The 18857-nt window shown below is 70.6% G+C and carries 17 protein-coding genes; 11 read left to right on the top strand and 6 right to left on the bottom strand.

Going from position 1 to position 18857, the window contains the following annotated elements; translation table 11 throughout:
- Window positions 1–27 precede the first annotated feature (27 nt).
- A complete protein-coding gene (locus GYB83_RS20985; protein WP_228461682.1) occupies window positions 28–543 on the top strand; it encodes a hypothetical protein in 516 nt (171 codons plus the stop codon).
- On the opposite strand, the gene galK is transcribed toward GYB83_RS20985, so the two are convergent.
- The 5 genes from galK to GYB83_RS20960 form a co-directional block, all read right to left on the bottom strand.
- Window positions 530–1624: a galactokinase gene (gene galK, locus GYB83_RS20980; protein WP_161897226.1), complete on the bottom strand. Its 1095-nt coding sequence runs from the start codon at window positions 1622–1624 to the stop codon at window positions 530–532. The genes GYB83_RS20985 and galK overlap by 14 nt on opposite strands.
- The gene (galT, locus tag GYB83_RS20975) at window positions 1621–2601 is read right to left on the bottom strand and encodes a galactose-1-phosphate uridylyltransferase (RefSeq protein WP_161897225.1); all 981 of its coding nucleotides are present in this window, start codon (window positions 2599–2601) and stop codon (window positions 1621–1623) included. The genes galK and galT overlap by 4 nt, the downstream gene beginning before the upstream one ends.
- A gap of 68 nt (window positions 2602–2669) precedes the next feature.
- A complete protein-coding gene (locus tag GYB83_RS20970) occupies window positions 2670–3872 on the bottom strand; it encodes an alpha/beta hydrolase (RefSeq protein WP_161897224.1) in 1203 nt (400 codons plus the stop codon).
- A gap of 43 nt (window positions 3873–3915) precedes the next feature.
- A complete protein-coding gene (locus tag GYB83_RS20965) occupies window positions 3916–4890 on the bottom strand; it encodes a hypothetical protein (protein ID WP_161897223.1) in 975 nt (324 codons plus the stop codon).
- A 258-nt stretch (window positions 4891–5148) separates the two neighbouring features.
- Window positions 5149–6009 (bottom strand): Rv1157c family protein, encoded by an 861-nt coding sequence (locus tag GYB83_RS20960; RefSeq protein WP_161897222.1) that lies wholly within the window; start codon window positions 6007–6009, stop codon window positions 5149–5151.
- Between the two features lie 282 nt (window positions 6010–6291).
- Between GYB83_RS20960 and GYB83_RS20955 the strand changes: the two genes are divergently transcribed.
- The 4 genes from GYB83_RS20955 to GYB83_RS20940 are packed head-to-tail and all read left to right on the top strand — an operon-like array spanning window position 6292 to window position 10332.
- Window positions 6292–7302 (top strand): thiamine ABC transporter substrate-binding protein, encoded by a 1011-nt coding sequence (locus tag GYB83_RS20955; protein WP_228461789.1) that lies wholly within the window; start codon window positions 6292–6294, stop codon window positions 7300–7302.
- The gene (locus GYB83_RS20950; protein WP_161897220.1) at window positions 7278–8921 is read left to right on the top strand and encodes an ABC transporter permease; all 1644 of its coding nucleotides are present in this window, start codon (window positions 7278–7280) and stop codon (window positions 8919–8921) included. Before GYB83_RS20955 ends, GYB83_RS20950 begins: the two co-directional genes overlap by 25 nt.
- Window positions 8915–9937: an ABC transporter ATP-binding protein gene (locus GYB83_RS20945; RefSeq protein ID WP_161897219.1), complete on the top strand. Its 1023-nt coding sequence runs from the start codon at window positions 8915–8917 to the stop codon at window positions 9935–9937. The genes GYB83_RS20950 and GYB83_RS20945 overlap by 7 nt, the downstream gene beginning before the upstream one ends.
- Complete coding sequence (locus GYB83_RS20940; RefSeq protein WP_161897218.1) at window positions 9934–10332, top strand: (deoxy)nucleoside triphosphate pyrophosphohydrolase; 399 nt, start codon at window positions 9934–9936, stop codon at window positions 10330–10332. The genes GYB83_RS20945 and GYB83_RS20940 overlap by 4 nt, the downstream gene beginning before the upstream one ends.
- Before the next feature lie 16 nt (window positions 10333–10348).
- On the opposite strand, the gene GYB83_RS23425 is transcribed toward GYB83_RS20940, so the two are convergent.
- Entirely contained in the window at window positions 10349–10525 is a 177-nt protein-coding gene (locus GYB83_RS23425) for a hypothetical protein (RefSeq protein WP_186349825.1), read from the bottom strand.
- A 150-nt stretch (window positions 10526–10675) separates the two neighbouring features.
- Between GYB83_RS23425 and typA the strand changes: the two genes are divergently transcribed.
- The 6 genes from typA to fdxA all read left to right on the top strand — a co-directional run bounded on the left by typA (window position 10676) and on the right by fdxA (window position 18857).
- Entirely contained in the window at window positions 10676–12583 is a 1908-nt protein-coding gene (gene typA / locus GYB83_RS20935; RefSeq protein ID WP_161897217.1) for a translational GTPase TypA, read from the top strand.
- A gap of 15 nt (window positions 12584–12598) precedes the next feature.
- On the top strand, window positions 12599–14476 hold the full coding sequence (locus GYB83_RS20930; RefSeq protein ID WP_161897216.1) for an ABC transporter family substrate-binding protein: 1878 nt from the start codon (window positions 12599–12601) through the stop codon (window positions 14474–14476).
- On the top strand, window positions 14473–15339 hold the full coding sequence (mshB, locus tag GYB83_RS20925; protein ID WP_161897215.1) for an N-acetyl-1-D-myo-inositol-2-amino-2-deoxy-alpha-D-glucopyranoside deacetylase: 867 nt from the start codon (window positions 14473–14475) through the stop codon (window positions 15337–15339). Before GYB83_RS20930 ends, mshB begins: the two co-directional genes overlap by 4 nt.
- Window positions 15336–15689 carry a hypothetical protein gene (locus GYB83_RS20920; protein ID WP_161897214.1) on the top strand — a complete coding sequence of 118 codons (354 nt, stop codon included), beginning with the start codon at window positions 15336–15338 and terminating at the stop codon, window positions 15687–15689. The genes mshB and GYB83_RS20920 overlap by 4 nt, the downstream gene beginning before the upstream one ends.
- Window positions 15690–15726: 37 nt before the next feature.
- Window positions 15727–18279, top strand: coding sequence for a bifunctional FO biosynthesis protein CofGH (locus GYB83_RS20915; RefSeq protein WP_228461680.1), 2553 nt, complete (start codon window positions 15727–15729; stop codon window positions 18277–18279).
- A gap of 251 nt (window positions 18280–18530) precedes the next feature.
- Window positions 18531–18857 carry a ferredoxin gene (gene fdxA, locus GYB83_RS20910; protein ID WP_161897212.1) on the top strand — a complete coding sequence of 109 codons (327 nt, stop codon included), beginning with the start codon at window positions 18531–18533 and terminating at the stop codon, window positions 18855–18857.

Here is an 18857-nt window from a genome sequence, read left to right as displayed (position 1 = left end):
TCATGGTAGTGCTGGCACACTGTCGCCATGGTGAGACTGGTGGGGACCCGGGCACGAATGGCGGCGACGGCGGCGGCGGTACTGGTCGCCGCCGGAACGGTGGCGGCGACGCCCCATGCGGCGGCGGTGCCGTCGGCCGAGCCGCACTACGTCAAGACCATCCGCTGCAACAGCGCGAACCCGCTGCCCGGACCCAGGATCGGCCTGCCCGTCGACATCTACACGGGCATCAGGTTCCCGTCCGACGGGCTGCCCGGCCCGGCGATCGAGCTGCTCGCCAACGAGCCGATCACCGGCGGCCAGTGGCAGAACGTCGTGACCTACACGATCAAGACCCGCATCACCTGGCGGAACCTGCGCACCGGGCGGAGCGGCGTCGTCGTCACGCCGACACGGACGCACCGCGTGATCTGGCAGGCGGTGGTCCACCCCGGGCGCGGACCGGTGCGACTGTCGATCCGTCAGACGATCGGCGTCGTGGCATGGAACCCGATGGTCAACCCGCAGACCAGCACCTGCGCGACCACTGTCAACGCCTGGTGACCCACGCGCCCGCGCCCGCCCGGACGGCCCGCACCGTCGGACGGGGGTGACCCGCCTCTTCGATGAGGTCCGGCAGTCCTGTCTCGGTGCGGTCCGCGGCCTCGGGCGAGGCCACCGCGATCACCGAACCGCCGAACCCGCCGCCCGTCATGCGCGCACCGTGCGCGCCCGACGAGACGGCGTGCGCGACGATGGCGTCGATCGCCGGGGTCGTGATCTCGAAGTCGTCGCGCATCGACGCGTGAGACGCGGACATCGCCGCGCCGAACGCGCGGACGTCACCCGTTGCGAGGGCGGAGGCGCAGTCGAGGGTCCGACGGTTCTCGGTCAGGACGTGTCGGGCCCGGCGGCGGAGCAGCGGATCGTCGATTGTCCGCCACGCGTCGTCGTCCACGTCGCGCAGCGAACCGCCGAGCACGGCGGCCGCGGCCTCGCACGACGCGCGACGGTCCCCGTACGCGCCGGTCGCGTGACTGTGCGGAGTCCGCGAGTCGATCACGAGCAGTACGGCGTCGCCGATGTCGATCGCGATCGGGGACACCTCGAGCGACCGGAAGTCGATGAGCAGCGCGGTGTCGGGCGCACCGAACATGCTGCTCATCTGATCGAGGAGACCGGTGGCCGCGCCGACGTAGTGGTTCTCCGCGCGGTGCGCCCACCGGGCGGCGGTCATGCGGTCGACGTCCCGCAGGCCCGCCGCGGCCGCGATCGCCAGCACGGCCGCACATTCGAGGGCCGCGGACGACGACAGGCCTGCACCGAGCGGGACGTCGCTGCCGACCCGCATCCGGCCGCCCGGGACGTCGACGCCGTCGCCGCGCAACGCCCACACGCACCCCGCCACGTAGGCCGCCCACCCCGTCACGTCGCCCGGCGACGTGTCGAGCGCGATCACCGAGGTCGAGGCCGAGTCGACGTCCGACGCGGTCTCCACGCGCAGGTGCGTGGCGGTCTCGTCGACCTCGAGGTCGACGACGGTCCCGCGGTCGAGTGCGATCGGCAGTGAGAACCCGTCGTTGTAGTCGGTGTGCTCGCCGATGAGGTTCACGCGGCCTGGAGCGTAGGCCCGGACGGAGGTCATCGGAGGGCCGCTCGCAGGTCGGCCGCGATGTCCTCGGGTGCGCGGTCGGTGATGAACGCGTCGCGCGCCGACTCCGACCCGGCGAGGAACTTCACCTTGTCGGCGCTGCGTCGGATCGAGAACAGCTCCGCGTGCAGGCGGCCCTCGACAGACCCGGACCGGTACTGGTGCCACGACGCGATGTAGGGGAGCGGCGCGGCGTACATGGCGTCGTATGCGCGCAGGATCCGCAGGTAGACGTCGGCGAGGTCGTCGGCCTCGGCGTCGGTCAGCTCGCCCAGATGATGGACGGCGCGGTTCGGGTACACGTGCACCTCGGCGGGCCAGCGGGCCGCGTACGGGACGAACGCGGTGGTGTGCTCGGTGGCGATCACGACACGGACGCCAGCGGTCACCTCCTCGTCGAGGATCGACGCGAACAGATCGGCACCGGTGGCCGCCCGGTGAGCGGCCGCCGACCGCATCATCGCGTCCGTGCGGCGGGTGACGAACGGATAGGCGTAGATCTGCCCGTGCGGATGCGCGAGCGTCACCCCGATCTCCTCACCGCGATTCTCGAAACAGTGCACCTCGGCGACGTCGTCGCGGTCCAGCAGCGTCACGGTCCGGTGCGCCAACACGTCGAGGACCAGCCGTGCGTGCTCGCGCGACAACCGTGCGAAGGATCCGTCGTGATCGCTCGTGAAGCACACCACCTCGCAGCGGCCCCGATCGCCGGACAACGACGGGAACCGGTTCTCGAAGACCGCCACCCGGTAGTCGTCGGCCGGGATCTCCGACGACCGGCCGTCCGGATCGGGGCACAGCGGGCACATCCGCCGCGGCGGCAGATACGTCCGCTCCTGCCGGGCGGGGGCGACGATCACCCGATCGCCCGTCGCCCGGTCGACTCGGATGTCGCTCGCCGAATCGGTCCTGACGGTCAGGTCGCGTCGGTCCGTGCCGACCACGGACCGGCCGTCGACGTCGAACAGCATGATCTGCCTGCCGTCGGCGAGGACCCCTGACGAGGGCGTGGGCAGCCGACGGGGCGGCGGAGCCGACGTCAGAAGAGGCCCTTGAGGAAGGAGGCGACCGCGGCTTGCTCCTGACGTGACGCATCCGATGCGCTGCCGGTCAGATACGTCTTCGCGAGGACCTTGTTGCTGGAGAGCTGCGCCGTGGTCAGGTACCGCAGGTTCGCCGGCACCGACGCCTGGTCGTCGATGAGCTTCTGGCTGAGGAGGACGGGCCGACTGAAGCCGCGTGTCGGGAGCTGCAGCCCTTCGCGCAGGGTCGTGTCGAGGGCGGTGTCCGCGGAGATCGGCGCGGTGATCAGGTCGGACAGGCTCGTCGATCCGATCGCCGTCGTCAGTGCGGGCGCGCACAACGTCCTGGCCTTCGTGACGAGGTCCTTGCCGCGCGAGGACAACATCGGGGTGATCGTCGACGAGTCCATCGATGCCAGCGCGAACACGACGTCGGTGACCTTCTCCGCCGAGACCGGGGCCGACGCCGGGCTCAGGCCTGCGACGAGCTCGTCGTAGTCGACGGGCAGCGACGTGGCCGCCGCACCGCGGAAGTCGGACTTGCCCTTCTGCCATGCGGTGGCTTCGCGGGCGAGCTGGACGACCGCCCCCGCGCCGAGCGAGTCGCCGACGGCGGCCCACTGCGACGACACTCCGGGGTCGACGTCGCCGACGGCCTTCACCGCGTCGACGATGGTGTGGGCGGCGGCGCCGAAGTCGACGTACTGCGGGGACCCGTCGACGCCGACCGTCGTGAAGTCGGGGACGACGACGGCGTAGTCGCTGCGGAGGAGCCCGGTGACGGCGGCGGTGTCGCGCGCCGCGCGCCGCTTCGACGGTGCGCAGCCCAGCGACAGGCCGTCGGGGTGCTTGGCGTAGACGACGACCTTCCAGCCGCCGGCGGGCGCGTCGCCCTTCGGTTCGAGGAGCGTCGCCGTCGACAGGTGTGCGCGCTCGTCGGCTCCGAGCGTCCAATAACTGAACTGTTGGCCCGTCGCCGCGGCCGCGGGCAGGTCGGAGGCGGGCACGGCGCGTCCGGCGAACACAGTTCCGGGCGTCTGTCCGCCACGGACCTCGGGTGTGCTGTCGTCGGGTGTGGCGACCGCGTACGCGGCGGTGACGCCGCCGACGAGCATCCCGGCGGCGACGATGACGGAGCCGATCGTCGTGGTCGCGGTGGACCGGCGACGCGGTGCGGGGGCGACGGGAGCGGGCTCGATGCGGCGGGGCTGCGCATTCATGGGTGGTACCTCAGTATTCGAGCGGTGATCGGACGTGGGAGGGTCAGCTCTTGACGGCGCCGAGAGCGGGGAGGAAGTAGCACGTGCGGCCCGCGGTCGTCGTGGTTCCGAAAACGGCGGACAGCACGGTCCCGTCCCCGGTGGACGCGCGTGCCAGCCGGACGCCGTGGAAGCCCCCGGTGGCCGTCAACGCCTTGAGAAGCGGGCCCGCGGTCGTGTCGTCGGCGAGCGGCTTGAGGGGTTCCATCCCGCCCTGCATGGTGGACGTGTTGAACCAGGCGACGTTGAGGTTGCTCGAACCCGGTGTCGTCGGGGGGACCAGGGCGTATGCGACCTGGCCGTCCTCGACCTCCTGTAGGGGCGCGGTGGCGGCGGGGTCGAGGAGCTTCAGGAGCTGGTCACCGCCGATGCCCTTCACGAGGTCGCCGATCACCGAGGTGTCGCTCACGGGCCACGGGCCGGGGATCGCGACGGTCGGCGCGGTGACGAGGCCGAGCGGGTTGTCGTCGGTCGGGGTGGTGCAGAACGGCGCGATCGCCGGGGTCAGCATCTGGGTGCCGGTGATCTTCTGCAGGGTCGACAGCGCGTCGGCGTCGGTCGGACGGACCTGCGCGGCGGCCTGGCTCGGGGCGGCGGGGGCGGCCGGGAGCGCGGGCGTGGTCGGCGTGGCCGTCGTCGGAGGGACGATGCTCGACGGCAGGATGGAGTCGAGCGCGTCCGGGTTGACGCCGAACGTCGACAGCAGGGTGTGCGGATCGAGCTGGCCGGACGAGCCGATGATCGACGACAGCGCGGCGATGGCCTGTTCGGCTCCGCCCGACGACTTCAACGTGCGCAGGAGATCGGCGAGTTCGGCGTCGCCCGGGATCCCGGACAGGGTGGGCGCGGCCTGCGGCGTCGCGGGAGTGGTCGGCGTGACGGCCGGGTCGGCGGCCGCGACACCGGTCATGGACACGGCCATCGCGGCTGCGGCTCCGACGACGGCCACTCGGATCGATCTCTTCACGACTGCGCTCACGTCGCCTCCTCCACACACTGACTGGTCACCACGCATGTCACCCGCCCACGCGACCCGTGAGGCGGATGTGACAAATGGTGTTGAAGTTAATGGTGGTGTGTGAGGGGCTCGGATATCAAGTGGCGACGCCGAGTTGTGACGTCAGCGCGACATTCATGCCCGGCAACGGCGCCCGACTGTGCGGTGATCGATCGATGGACCCGGAGACGACGACACCCTCCGGCTCGGGTGAGCCGGAGGGTGTCGAGGTGGCTGGTGTCAGATGATCGCGGTGCCGATCGTCGGCGCGATGCCGCAGGTGACCGTCCGGCCCTTCTGGACGGTCGAGACGGTGCCCGAGACCGTCGCGACGATGCGACCGCGTCCGGTGTTCGCGATGCCGGTGAAGGTGCCGGGGCCCTTCGTCGCGTTGATCTTCGGGTTGGCGGTCAGGACCGTGCGGCCGGTGCGGCCGTTCTCCAGGTTCAGCCAGGTGACGACGAGTCCACGTGCGCCACGCTTGGCCGGCCCGGTGCCGAGGCTGGTGTAGACGAAGCCCGCCTGCCCGCGCTTGGGGCCGGGGGCCGGGGCGGCCTGCGGGCCCGCGGTCGTCAGTGCCATGCCGACCGAGTTGCCGCCGCCGGCCATGCAGCCGAGGCCGATGGTCGGGTAGAGGAACTGCTGGATGCGCGGCTTGCGCGGGCCGGTCGGGATGTTCGGGGAGTCGCTCTTCTTCTTGGCGACGTCGTTCTCGGCGACCGGGACGGCTCCGGCGGCGACGGCCTTGGCCTTGCCCGGCTCGCCGAGGAAGTCGATCAGTGAGCGCCACACCTGTCCGGCCTGCGGGGGCAGCGAGGGGTTGTCGGCGAGCGACTGTGCCTGAGCGAGCAGTCCCTCGTTCACCTTGCCGTCGTCGTCGCGGGTGGCGATCGATCCGATCAGGGCCGGTGCGAACGCGCCGAGCGAGCTGAGGGTCGCGGGGTCGACGTCGGGGGTGGTCTCGGGCAGCGGGATCGTCTGCTCGGCCGACGGGGCATCGGTCGTGGGGGCGGCGTGGGCCAGGGTGGGGGAGACGAGCGCGCCGGTCATCGCGACGGCTGCGACGACGGTGGCGGTGCGGCTGATGCGCGCAAATCGCACGACGGGGTCCTATCGATAGACGGCTCGGGCAGTGACGAGAGTCTAACCCGTTCCCCCTGAAACTTCTGATGACGGTGTGACAATTGTTACTGATGTGATGCAAGTGGCGGTGGTTGGCGGGTTAGTCCAGGTGAGGTGTGACGGCGGTGGCACGCATCTATCGGCACCGGTGTCGCACGGCGCGGTCGCGGCCCTGGTTAGATCTCACAGGGAATGTCCGAGGCGATTCCCGCCCGACCGCGTCCATCGCAGGAGACCGCCGTGAACAACCGTGCCAAGCCCATGCGTCGAGCCCTCGCGCTCGGACTCGCCGCCATCGTCGTCGCGGGCACCGCGTCGTGCGCGTCGTCCGACCCGACGTCCGAGGTCAACCTGATCACGCACGACTCGTTCGCGCTGCCGCAGAACCTCGTCGACAAGTTCCAGGACCAGACCGGGTTCACACTCAACATCCAGAGGTCGGGCGACGCGGGCCAGCTCTCGTCGGTCGTCTCCCTGACTCCCGGCTCCCCGAAGGCCGACGCCGTGTTCGGCATCGACAACACATTCGCCGCCCGACCGATCGAGGCGGGAGCCCTCGAGCCGTACACGTCGCCGCTGGCCGCCAAGGGGGCGGCCGACTACGAGGTGCCGGGGCACGCGGACCAGCTCACCGCGGTCGACCGCGGCGACGTGTGCCTCAACATCGACGACGCCTGGTTCGACGACAAGGGTGTGACGGCTCCGACGAGCATCGACGACCTGACCAAGCCCGAGTACCGCGACCTCACCGTGGTGATGGATCCGGCGACGTCGTCGCCGGGCATGGCCTTCCTGCTGTCCACGATCGGCAGGTTCAAGGGCAAGGCCTTCGACTACTGGCGCGATCTCGAGGGCAACGGCGTCCAGGTGGTGTCCGGTTGGGAGCAGGCGTACAACCAGATCTTCAGCGCGGGTGAAGGCCACGGTCGGCGACCGATCGTCGTCTCCTACGCCTCCAGCCCGGCCGCGACGCCGGGCACCAGTGCCATCCTCGACAGCTGCTTCGCGCAGATCGAGTACATCGGCGTCCTCAAGGGCGCCCGCAACTCCGAGGGCGCCCGCAAGCTCGTCGACTTCATGCTGAGCCCCGAGGTCCAGGCGGCGCTGCCGACCGCGATGTACGTCTACCCGGTTCAGAAGGGCACCGTCATGCCGGCCGACTGGCGCCAGCGCGCGCCCGCACCCGAGTGGACGGTCCGGATGGACCCCGACTACATCAACTCCCACCGTGAGGAGTGGCTCAACCAGTGGCGCGACACGGTGAAGCACTGACGCTTCCCGGTTCCCGCACCCGCGAGATCGTCGTCCCGATGATCTCGCTGGTCCCGCTCGCGTTCGCGACGGTCGTCTTCGTGTGGCCGCTCGGCGTCCTCGTCGCGCGGGCGTTCGACGACAGCGACGGCGCCACCCTGACCGAATTGTGGGATCGGACGCACGCGTGGCGACTGCTCGCCGTCACCGGGGCCCAGGCCGCGGGATCGGCGCTGGCCGCGGTGATCGTCGCGGCCCCGATCGTGTGGCTCCTCGCGACGGTCCGCCTCCCCGGGGCCGGCCTGCTCCGCGCGATCGTCACCGTCCCGTTCGTCCTGCCGACCGTCGTGGTCGGCGTCGCGTTCCGCACACTGTTCGACGGTCCGCTCGCTTTCGCGCACATCGGCGACGGGTGGGCCGCAATCATCGCCGCCCACACGTTCCTCAACGTCGCGGTGGTGGTGCGCGTCGTCTCGGCCGCGTGGCAGCGCGTGGACCCTCGGGAGGTCGCGGCCGCGCGCGTCCTCGGAGCGTCGGCCCCCCGGGCGTTCGTCGACGTCGTCCTCCCGCGACTCGTTCCCGCCATCGTGTCGGCGTTCGCGCTGGTCCTGCTGTTCTGCTCGACCAGTTTCGGCGTGATCGTGATCCTCGGCGGCGGTGAGGCGTCCACCCTGGAGACGGAGATCTACCTGCAGGGCATCGGCTACGGGAAGCTGCCGGACGCGGTCGCCCTGTCGATGATGCAGATCGTGCTGGTGCTCGCCGCCCTCGGGCTGGCGCGGCTCGTCGGTTCCACCCGCGTCCCACCCGCGGGGTCGGCCGCCGATCTCCGACCGCCGCGCGGGCTCCGGTGGCTGCCGGTGGCCGCGGTCCTCGCGTGGATCGGCGGGTGGCTGGTGCTGCCGGTGGCGACGCTGGTGATCGCATCGCTGCGGCCCGGCGGACGGTGGGGACTCGCCGGGTACCGGGCCCTCGCCGACACCACGTACGGGCCGTCGGCGTACTCGTCGCTCGGCTACTCGGTCGGCAGCGGACTGTTCGCCGCGGTGATCGCGGTGGCCGTCGGACTGCTGACCGCGACCGCGTTGACCCGCGGCGGTGGGATCGTCAGCAAGATCGGGGCCGGACTGTCGGTGCTGCCGCTCGGCGTCAGCGCCGTCACCCTCGGATTCGGATACGTCCTCGCCCTGTCGACGATGCCGTACGAGGTGTCGGCGTCGCCGATGGTGGTCCCGTGTGTGCAGGCGCTCATCGCGATCCCCGTAATCGTCGGCGTGATGGTCCCGGCCCTCGAACAGGTGCCCGCGGGCCTGCGCGACGCCGCGGCGGTGCTCGGCGCGGGCCCACTGCGCGTGTTCTGGACCGTCGACCTCCGGTTGACGGCGCGCTCGCTGGCCGCGGCCGCGGGCTTCGCGTTCGTCATGGCGATCGGCGAGTTCGGCGCGACCACGTTCCTCGCCCGCGCCGACACGACGACCCTGCCCGTGCTCATCGGGTCCCTGATGGGACGACCGGGCGCCGACAACCTCGCCGCGGCTATGGCCGCGTCGGTGGTGCTCGTCGCGGTCAGCGCGGCCGTGGTCGCCCTCGTCGAGGCCGTGTCCAGCCCGCGACCGAGAAGAAAGGACACAGCGTGCTGACCCTGCATGACGTGACGATCCGGTACGGCGCACACGAGGTGGTGCACGGCGTCGACTGGGCGGTCGGCGGCAACGCGCCGGTCACCGCCCTGCTCGGACCGTCCGGGTGCGGCAAGTCGACCCTGCTGCGCGCCATCGCGGGCCTCGAGCCGATCGCCGGGGGCTCGATCGCGTTCGACGGTTCCGACGTCTCCCGCGTGCCGGTGCATCGCCGCGACTTCGGCATCGTCTTCCAGGACGGTCAGCTGTTTCCGGGGCGGACCGTGGGCCAGAACATCGCCTACGGACTGGCCCGTCGGGGCGTGGGACGAGCGCAGGCGTCGGCACGCGTCGACGAACTCCTCGACCTGGTCCAACTCCCCGGCGTCGCGGGGAGGCGCGTCACCGAGTTGTCGGGCGGCCAGGCGCAGCGCGTGGCGCTCGCCCGCGCGCTCGCCCCGCGTCCACGGCTGCTGCTCCTCGACGAGCCGCTCGCCGCCCTCGACCGACTCCTGCGTGAGGACCTGGCCGTCGCCATCTCCGAGATCGTCCGCGCCTCCGGGACGCCGACTGTCGTCGTCACCCACGATCACGGCGAAGCGGCGCTGATGGCCGACGTCGTCTCGGTCATGAACGACGGTGTGATCGTCGACACGGCGTCGCCGCAACGGCTCTGGCGTCGCCCCGCCGATGCGTGGGTCGCCAGGTTCCTCGGCGCGACGGACATCGTCGACGGCGTCGTCGCGGGCGGAGTGCTGCGGACGCCGGTCGGGGACGTCGCCCTCGACGGAGAGCTGGTCGGGCTCACCGGCGGCGCCCGCGCGGTGTCCCTGCGCCCGGACTCGGTGCTCGTCGAGCGCGACCAGACGTCGAAGGCGGAGGTGACGCGGGTGCGTCCGCTCGTCGGGTCGTGGCATGCGTGGATCCGCCTCCCCGGCGGGCTGGAGGTGCAGGCGACCGCGAACGGCGAGGTTCGGGTGGGCGACCGGGTGTCGGTGACGCCCATGCCGGAGCGGATCGGCGCGGTCGGCCGGTGAGCGGGGTGCTCGTCGTCGCGGGCGCGGTGATCGAATCGGGGCGGCTGCTGCTCGCGCAGCGGGCCTATCCGCCGGAGCTGGCAGGCCTGTGGGAGCTGCCGGGCGGAAAGGTCGAGACGGGCGAAACGCTCGCCGATGCGCTCGTGCGGGAGCTGTGTGAGGAATTAGACGTCGAGGTGTCGGCGGGCGATCGGCTCGACGTCGTCGTGCGTCCGAAGCCGGGCCTCGAACTGGTCGCGGTGCGGGCGCGGATCGTGTCCGGGATGCCGCGCGCGGTGGAGCATCGGGCGATCAGGTGGGTGGCCGCAGACGAACTCGTCGAGCTCGATCGGCGCGGGGCGCTGGTGCCGGGCGATCGGGGCTGGGTCCCCGAGCTGCTCGCTGACCTGCGGTGACGGGTCACGGCCCCGGTCAGGCGGCGCGGGCCTTCTTGAGAGCCTTCGACGCTTCCTTCTTCGACATCTTGTGGCAGTTGAGCTTGCCCATCCGGTGGATCACCACCGGGCAGCGCAGACAGCGCGTCGATTTACGACAGCACTTCTTCTTCGGCTTCATGTCGGCGATCCGGGCTGGATCCTTCTTACCCATGCCACGATTTTAGCGCAGCCTAACCAAAAGTCGTAGGCCCGGAGATCGCGCGGCACCCGACCCTGCCGCTACCCTTACAGGGTTCAAAGTCCGTCACGGCGCATCTGCGTCCGATGACGCGTGCAGTCACCGCGATTGAAAGAGACCTTAGTGAGCGCAGTCCCCAACTTCCGCAACGTCGCGATCGTGGCGCACGTCGACCACGGCAAGACCACCCTGGTCGACGCGATGCTGCGCCAGTCCGGTGTGTTCGGCGAGCGCGCCGAACTCGTCGACCGCGTCATGGACTCCGGCGACCTCGAACGCGAGAAGGGCATCACCATTCTCGCCAAGAACACCGCCGTGCACCGCCGTCAGCCCGACGGCACCGAGTACGTCATCAACGTCATCGACACCCCCGGCCACGCCGACTTCGGCGGCGAGGTGGAGCGCGCGCTGTCGATGGTCGACGGCGTCGTCCTGCTCGTCGACTCGTCCGAGGGCCCGCTGCCGCAGACGCGCTTCGTGCTCCGCAAGGCGCTCGCCGCGTCGCTGCCGGTGATCCTCGTGGTCAACAAGACCGACCGCCCCGACGCCCGCATCGGCGACATCGTCACCGAGTCGCAGGACCTGCTCCTCGACCTGGCGTCCGACCTGGACGACGAGGCCGCCGAAGCCGCCGAGCTCGCCCTCGAACTCCCCGTGCTCTTCGCGTCGGGACGTGCGGGCATCGCCAGCACCGAGCAGCCCGCCGACGGCTCCGTGCCCGACGGTGAGAACCTCGACCCGCTGTTCGACGTCCTCATCAACCACATCCCCGCACCCAAGGGCGACATCGAGGCCCCGCTGCAGGCGCACGTCACCAACCTCGACGCGTCGCCGTTCCTGGGTCGTCTCGGCCTGGTGCGCATCCACAACGGCACCCTCCGCAAGGGTCAGCAGGTGTCGTGGTGCCGCGAGGTCGACGGCGAGCAGGTGATCGAGAAGGCCAAGATCACCGAACTCCTGGTGACCCTCGGCGTCGACCGCGCACCCGCCGAGGTCGCCGTCGCCGGTGACATCGTCGCCGTCGCGGGCATGTCGGAGATCATGATCGGCGACACCCTCGCCGACCCCGACAATCCGGTCGCGTTGCCGCGCATCACCGTCGACCAGCCCGCCATCTCGGTGATCATCGGCACCAACACGTCGCCGCTCGCCGGCCGCGTCAAGGGTCACAAGCTGACCGCCCGCATGGTCAAGGACCGCCTCGACAGCGAACTGATCGGCAACGTCTCGCTCAAGGTCGAGGACATCGGTCGTCCCGACGCCTGGGAGGTCCAGGGACGTGGCGAGTTGGCGCTGGCGATCCTCGTCGAGCAGATGCGCCGCGAGGGCTTCGAGCTGACCGTCGGCAAGCCGCAGGTGGTCACGCGCAAGGTCGACGGCAAGACGTACGAGCCGTTCGAGCACCTGACCGTCGACGTCCCCGAGGAGTACCTCGGCGCCGTCACGCAGCTGCTCGCCGCGCGCAAGGGCCGCATGGACCAGATGAACAACCACGGATCCGGCTGGGTCCGCATGGAGTTCGAGGTGCCCTCGCGCGGCCTCATCGGCTTCCGCACCGACTTCATGACCGAGACCCGCGGCACCGGCATCGCCAACGCGGTCTTCGCCGAGTACGGCCCGTGGGCGGGCGAGATCCGTGCCCGTCACACCGGTTCGCTGGTGTCCGACCGCGCGGGCAGCGTCACGCCGTTCGCGATGATCCAGCTCGCCGACCGCGGCACGTTCTTCGTGAACCCCGGCGACGACTCCTACGAGGGTCACGTGGTGGGGATCAACCCCCGCCAGGAGGACCTCGACATCAACGTCACCCGCGAGAAGAAGCTGACCAACATGCGTCAGTCGTCGGCCGACGTCATGGAGACCCTGGCGAAGCCGATGGAACTCGACCTCGAGGCGGCGATGGAGTTCTGCGCCGCCGACGAGTGCGTCGAGGTGACGCCCGAGGTGTGCCGTGTGCGTAAGGTCAATCTCGATGCGTCGACCCGCGCCCGCGAGCGTTCGCGGGCCAAGGCGCGCGACGCGAACGCATAACGAGAGGTCGGGTGGATGAGGGTCGGTTCAGTGCACAAGCGTCTGCTTGCGCTCGCGCTCGCGGCGACGGTCGGACTGACCGCGACGGCGTGCATGGCCGACCCTCCGCCGCCGGTCCGGGAGACCCTCCCGACGACCACTCCCAACGAGTACCCCGACGAGCGCACCGTCTACGTGGCGACCGACTCGATCGGGTCGGGATTCAACCCGCACGTCGGCTCCGACCTCGGCAGTGTGACCACCGCCGTCGCGTCCCTGACGCTGCCGAGCGCGTTCACCCCGACGCAGACTCCGCAGGGCGTGCAGTGGAATCTCAACGACGCCCTGCTGTCGTCGGCCGAGGTGACCTCCGAATCGCCGTTCACCGTCGAGTACCACATCGTCGACGATGCGCAGTGGTCCGACGGCCTTCCGGTGACCGGTGACGACTTCGCGTATCTCTGGCAGCAGATGTCGCGGCAGCCGAACGTCGTCGCGCCCGCCGGATACCGTGCGATCACCGAGGTCAAGACGGGGGGCGGCGGCAAACAGGTCACCGTGACCTTCGACGCGCCGTACCCCGCGTGGCGAGAGCTGTTCACCTCGCTGCTGCCGAGCCACAGCTTGAAGTCGAAGACGAACGGCTTCCAGACGGGCATGGACGAGGGCAAACCCGTCACCGCGGGACCGTTCGCGATCTACTCGATCGACCGGTCGCGCGACGAGGTCCGCCTCATCCGCAACGACCGTTACTGGCGCAAGCCCCCGGAGATCGACCAGGTGGTCCTCCGTCGGGCCGGCACCGCGCCGCAGATGGCGCAGACCATCCGCAACGGCGACTCGACCATGGTGTCGCTGACCGCGGGGCCAGCGTCGGCCGCCGAGATCGGCGCGATCCCCGGCGTTGCGACCACGCGCATCCCGATGGTCCGCGGACTCACGGTCAACGCCAACACCCGATCGGCGACGATGTCGTCGGTCGCCGTCCGCAAGGCGCTGTTCGGCATGCTCGACGCCGGGCTCATCCGGTCGGCCGCGGCGGGCGACACCGTCGTCACACCCTTCTCCAACACCGTCTTCGCACCGTCGAACGCGGGATACACCGACGTCCGACGCGTGCGGCCCGGCGTCGAGGCGATCCACGACCTGCTGGCCTCCGCCGGGTACCGTCCCGGCACGCCCGTCGAGCGTCCGGTGCCGACCACGCCGGGGACCTCCGAGTCGCCGACCCCGTCGACGCCGACGCTCACCCCGAGCGACGTCCCGGCCCTGCCGTACGGCGTCGCGCCGTACACGCGCGACGGCGAGGACCTGGTGGTCCGCATCGGCGCGGTCAACACCGACGAGTCGGTGATGTCGGCGGCCGAGACGATGGCCGACCAGTTGCGGGCCGCCGGAGTGCGGGCCAGCGTCCAGGGCATGTCGAACACGGAGCTGTACGGTTCGGCGCTGCGCAATGCCCGCGTCGACCTCGTCGTCGGCTGGACCGGCCTCGGAGCCGACCCGGCGACCTCCCTGGCGTCGCAGGTGGGATGCGCCGCGCCGAAGGCGGGCACCGAGGCGGGCGCGCACAAGTCCGACGACGACCCGACAGTCGACCAGAGCGTCCTGCCGACCGAACCCGCGGCCACGTCCACCACCCAGGCCCCGGCCAGCGACGACACCTACACCGGAAACGTCTCGGGACTGTGCGATCCGACGCTCATGGACCTGGCCGTCCAGGCGATGAGTTCGGACGATCCGAACGCGGTGCTCACCGAGGCGCAGGGCCTGCTCGCCGAGCAGGCCGTGTACCTGCCGATCTATCAGGACTCGGTGCTCGGCGCGTCCACCGACAAGGTGACCGGCGTGTCCCTGCAGGGCCCGCCGCAGGTCGGCGTGTTCGGCGACGCGGTCCGGTGGGGACTCCAGTGACCGGCCCCGGACCGTTGCGGCTGATGCTGCTGCACGCGCATCCCGACGACGAGACGATCATGACCGGCGGCGTCATCGCCCGCTACCTGGCCGAGGGCGTCGACGTCCGCGTCGTCACCTTCACCCTCGGCGAGGAGGGCGAGGTGATCGGCGACCGGTGGGCGATGCTCGTCGCCGACGGCGGAGCCGACCAACTCGGCGGATTCCGCATCGGCGAACTCGCCGCGGCGCTCACCGAGCTGACACCCGACGGCGTCGTCGCCCCGCGGCCGACGTTCCTCGGCGGCGCCGGACGCTGGCGCGACTCCGGAATGGCCGGGACCCCGTCGGCCGAGAATCCGCGCGCCCTGTTCCAGGCGACGCACGACGACCTGGTCGCGGCGTTGCGCGCGGAGATCGACGCCTTCGCTCCGCACGTCGTCGTCACCTACGACGCCGCGGGCACATACGGTCACCCCGACCACAAACGGGTGCACGAGGTGTCGGTGGACGCGATCGCCGCGTCGCGCGCGCAGACCGGGTTCCCCCGCAAGGTGTACGAATCGGTGACGCAGCGGTCGGCGCTGCACGACGGACTCGAGGCCGTGCGGACCGTCCCCGAGGGGTGGCGGATGCCCGAGCCCGGGGAACTCCCGAGCTACCCGGACGAGCAGATCACCGCGGCCGTCGACGTCTCGACGGTCCTCGACCGGAAGGTCCGCGGCCTCGCCGCGCATGCCACGCAGGTGATCGTCGCGCCGTCCGGCACCGAGTACGCGCTGTCGAATCTCATCGTCCAGCCCGTCGGCGCCGCGGAGCACTTCATCCGCACCGACGTCGACGATCCGGCGTCGGAGACCGACCTCTTCGACGGACTGCGATGACCGTCGCCGACCGGGTGGAACTCGGCGTCCTCACCGTGTGCGGAGCGATCATCGGGCTGATCTCGGTGTTCTACCTCAATCTGCTGATCGGATCGGTCCCCGTCCCGATCACGGTGGTGCTCGCCGGAGTCGGCAACCTGCTGGTGCTGCACCGCGCGTCGCAGCTCACCGAGTCGTCGTGGCGGTACGCGCCGATGATCGTGTGGGCGCTGATCACCCTGGTGGCGATGGTGCCGGGGATCAACGGCAACGGTGCGCTGATCGGCGACTGGCGAGTGCTGATGCTCCTGCTGTGCGGTGTCGGACTGCCCGCCGTCGCACAGTCGATGAACCGGTTGAACAACCTCTGACGACGCCACCGGAGCGGTCGTGTCTACGATCGGAAGAGTGACGTCTTCCGATTCGGTCTACGGGGCCGACGCACCCACTCGGTCGGCGATGCGACGCGCTCTGCGCCGCGTGGCCGACGCGACACCCCTGAACGTCGACGAGGCCGCCGTGCTGTTGGCGGCGCGCGGCGACGACCTGACGGCGCTGTGCGACGCCGCGGCACGGGTCCGGGACGCCGGTCTCGAGGCGGCGGGACGCCCCGGCCAGGTCACCTACTCCCGCAAGGTGTTCATCCCGCTGACCCGCCTGTGCCGCGACCGTTGCCACTACTGCACGTTCGTGACGGTGCCGGGCAAGCTGAAGCGAGACGGCCACGGCATGTTCCTCGAACTCGACGAGGTCGTCGCGATCGCTCGCAACGGTGCGGCGCTCGGCTGCAAGGAGGCGCTGTTCACACTGGGCGACCGGCCCGAGGAACGATGGCCCGAAGCCGCCCGGTGGCTCGACGAGCGCGGATACGACTCCACCCTCGACTACGTGCGCGCCGCGTCGATCCGCGTGCTCGAGGAGACCGGACTGCTGCCGCATCTGAACCCCGGCGTCATGAGCTGGGAGGAGATCAACCGCCTCAAGCCGGTCGCACCGAGCATGGGCATGATGCTGGAGACGACGGCGCGGCGTCTCTTCACCGACAAGGGGGAGTGCCATTACGGCAGCCCCGACAAAGACCCGGTGGTCCGCGAGCGCGTCCTCACCGACGCGGGCAGGCTCTCGGTGCCGTTCACGACGGGCATCCTCGTCGGGATCGGCGAGAACCTCACCGAACGCGCCGAGTCGCTGTTCGCGATCCGCAAGTCGCACAAGGCGTTCGGTCACATCCAAGAGGTCATCGTCCAGAACTTCCGCGCCAAGCCGGACACCGCGATGGGCGCGGCGCCCGACGCCGACATGGACGAGTTCCTGGCCGCTGTCGCCGTCGCGCGCATCGTCCTCGGTCCGGGAATGCGGATCCAGGCCCCGCCGAACCTGGTGTCGGCCGACGAATGCCGGGCGCTCGTCGCAGCGGGCGTCGACGACTGGGGCGGCGTGTCGCCGCTGACGCCCGACCACGTGAACCCCGAACGTCCGTGGCCGAACCTCGACACGCTCGCCGAGATCACCGCATCGACAGGTTTCACGCTCACCGAGCGGTCGGCGGCGCAGCCGAAGTACGTCCTGGCCGGATCGCCGTGGATCGACCCGCGGATCTCCGCGCACGTCGCCGCCCTCACCGATCCGCGGACCGGACTGGCGCGCGACGTCCGGCCGGAGGGGATGCCGTGGCAGGAGCCGGACGAGGAGTGGAGTTCGTCCGGGCGCGTCGACCTCAACACCGAGATCGACGTCGACGGCCGCAACACCGACACCCGCAGCGACATCGACAACGCGTTCGGCGACTGGGACACCATTCGCGAGCAGGTCCTCGCTCTCAGCGGACCCGAGCGCCTCGAGTCCGATGTGGCGTCGGCGCTGCGCCGTGCGGAGAACGATCCGGCCGGACTGTCCGACGACGAGTACCTGGCCCTCGCCACCGCCGACGGGCCGGGTCTGGAAGCGCTCGCCGCGCTCGCCGACTCGATCCGCGCGGACGTGGTCGGCGACGACGTCACCTACGTCGTCAACCGGAACATCAACTTCACCAACATCTGCTACACCGGCTGCCGATTCTGCGCGTTCGCCCAGCGCAAGGGCGACGACGACGCGTTCACCCTGTCGGCGTCCGAGGTCGGCGACCGCGCATTCGAGGCCCACGTCGCGGGTGCGACGGAGGTCTGCATGCAGGGTGGCATCGACCCCGAACTGCCGGTCACCGGCTACGCCGACCTCGTCCGAGCGGTCAAGGCGCGCGTCCCGTCGATGCACGTGCACGCGTTCAGCCCGATGGAGATCGTCAACGGCGCGTCCCGCGGCGGACAGTCGGTCCGCGACTGGCTCACCGCGCTCCGCGAGGCGGGCCTGGACACCATTCCGGGGACGGCCGCGGAGATCCTCGACGACGAGGTCCGCTGGGTGCTGACCAAGGGCAAGCTGCCGGCGTCGGCGTGGATCGACGTCATCACCACCGCACACGAGGTGGGACTGCGGTCGAGTTCGACGATGATGTACGGCCACGTCGACTCCCCGCACCACTGGGTCGGACACCTCAATGTGCTGCGCGGCATCCAGGACCGGACCGGCGGGTTCACCGAGTTCGTGCCGCTGCCGTTCGTGCACCAGTCGTCGCCGCTGTACCTGGCCGGGGCGTCGCGGCCGGGTCCGACGCAGCGCGACAACCGCGCCGTCCACGCGCTCGCCCGCATCATGCTGCACGGCCGGATCGACAACATCCAGACCAGCTGGGTCAAGCTCGGCGTCGACGGCACTCGCGCGATGCTGCGAGGCGGAGCCAACGACCTCGGCGGCACCCTGATGGAGGAGACGATCTCGCGTATGGCAGGCAGTCAGCACGGCTCGGAGAAGACGGTCGAGGAACTCCACGAGATCGTCACCGGCATCGGCCGCACACCCCGCCAGCGCACCACCGAATACGGGCGGGTCGCGACGTCCGCGCTGTCGGTGAACCTCGCCTGACCCCGCCCGCCCGTTCGGAGCGCGTCCCTGCCGCCCGTTCCGCTCAACGATCGGGGTGGGTGGGTTCTGCCGGGGAAACGGCTTGTCGACGGCCCCGTGAGCAAAAATACGGCCAGGTCAGGGTGCACTGATTCCGCCGGGCACGCTCGGCACCGATAGTCTGGACCTGTGCGGTCGGCGACGACCGCGACAGCGTGATGCCCGACGCGACCAGCCCTCGCGTCGAGTGGATATAGAACGAGGAGAACGACGTGACCTACATCATCGCCGAGCCGTGTGTCGACGTCCTGGACCGGGCGTGTGTCGAGGAGTGCCCGGTCGACTGCATCTACGAGGGCGGCCGCGCCCTCTACATCCAGCCCGACGAGTGCGTCGACTGCGGTGCGTGCGAGCCGGTGTGCCCGGTGGAGGCCATCTTCTACGAGGACGACGTCCCGGACGAGTGGGAGCCCTACGTGTCGGCGAACGTCGACTTCTTCGTCGACCTCGGATCTCCGGGCGGCGCGAGCAAGGTCGGCAAGACCGACTACGACCCGCCGTTCGTCAAGAACCTGCCCCCGATGGGCGAAGAGGACTGA

The organism is Gordonia spumicola, from assembly GCF_009932475.1.
Lineage (GTDB): Bacteria > Actinomycetota > Actinomycetes > Mycobacteriales > Mycobacteriaceae > Gordonia > Gordonia spumicola.
Note: the sequence above shows the minus strand (reverse complement) of the source record. Positions and strands in the feature narration are given on the sequence as shown.

Coding starts and splice junctions, on each gene's coding strand:
- GYB83_RS20930 (WP_161897216.1), top strand. CDS start 12,599: ATGAGGGTCGGTTCAGTGCACAAGCGTCTGCTTGCGCTCGCGCTCGCG.
- galT (WP_161897225.1), bottom strand. CDS start 2,601: ATGCTGTTCGACGTCGACGGCCGGTCCGTGGTCGGCACGGACCGACGC.
- GYB83_RS20920 (WP_161897214.1), top strand. CDS start 15,336: ATGACCGTCGCCGACCGGGTGGAACTCGGCGTCCTCACCGTGTGCGGA.
- galK (WP_161897226.1), bottom strand. CDS start 1,624: ATGACCTCCGTCCGGGCCTACGCTCCAGGCCGCGTGAACCTCATCGGC.
- GYB83_RS20985 (WP_228461682.1), top strand. CDS start 28: ATGGTGAGACTGGTGGGGACCCGGGCACGAATGGCGGCGACGGCGGCG.
- GYB83_RS23425 (WP_186349825.1), bottom strand. CDS start 10,525: ATGGGTAAGAAGGATCCAGCCCGGATCGCCGACATGAAGCCGAAGAAG.
- GYB83_RS20970 (WP_161897224.1), bottom strand. CDS start 3,872: ATGAATGCGCAGCCCCGCCGCATCGAGCCCGCTCCCGTCGCCCCCGCA.
- GYB83_RS20955 (WP_228461789.1), top strand. CDS start 6,292: ATGCGTCGAGCCCTCGCGCTCGGACTCGCCGCCATCGTCGTCGCGGGC.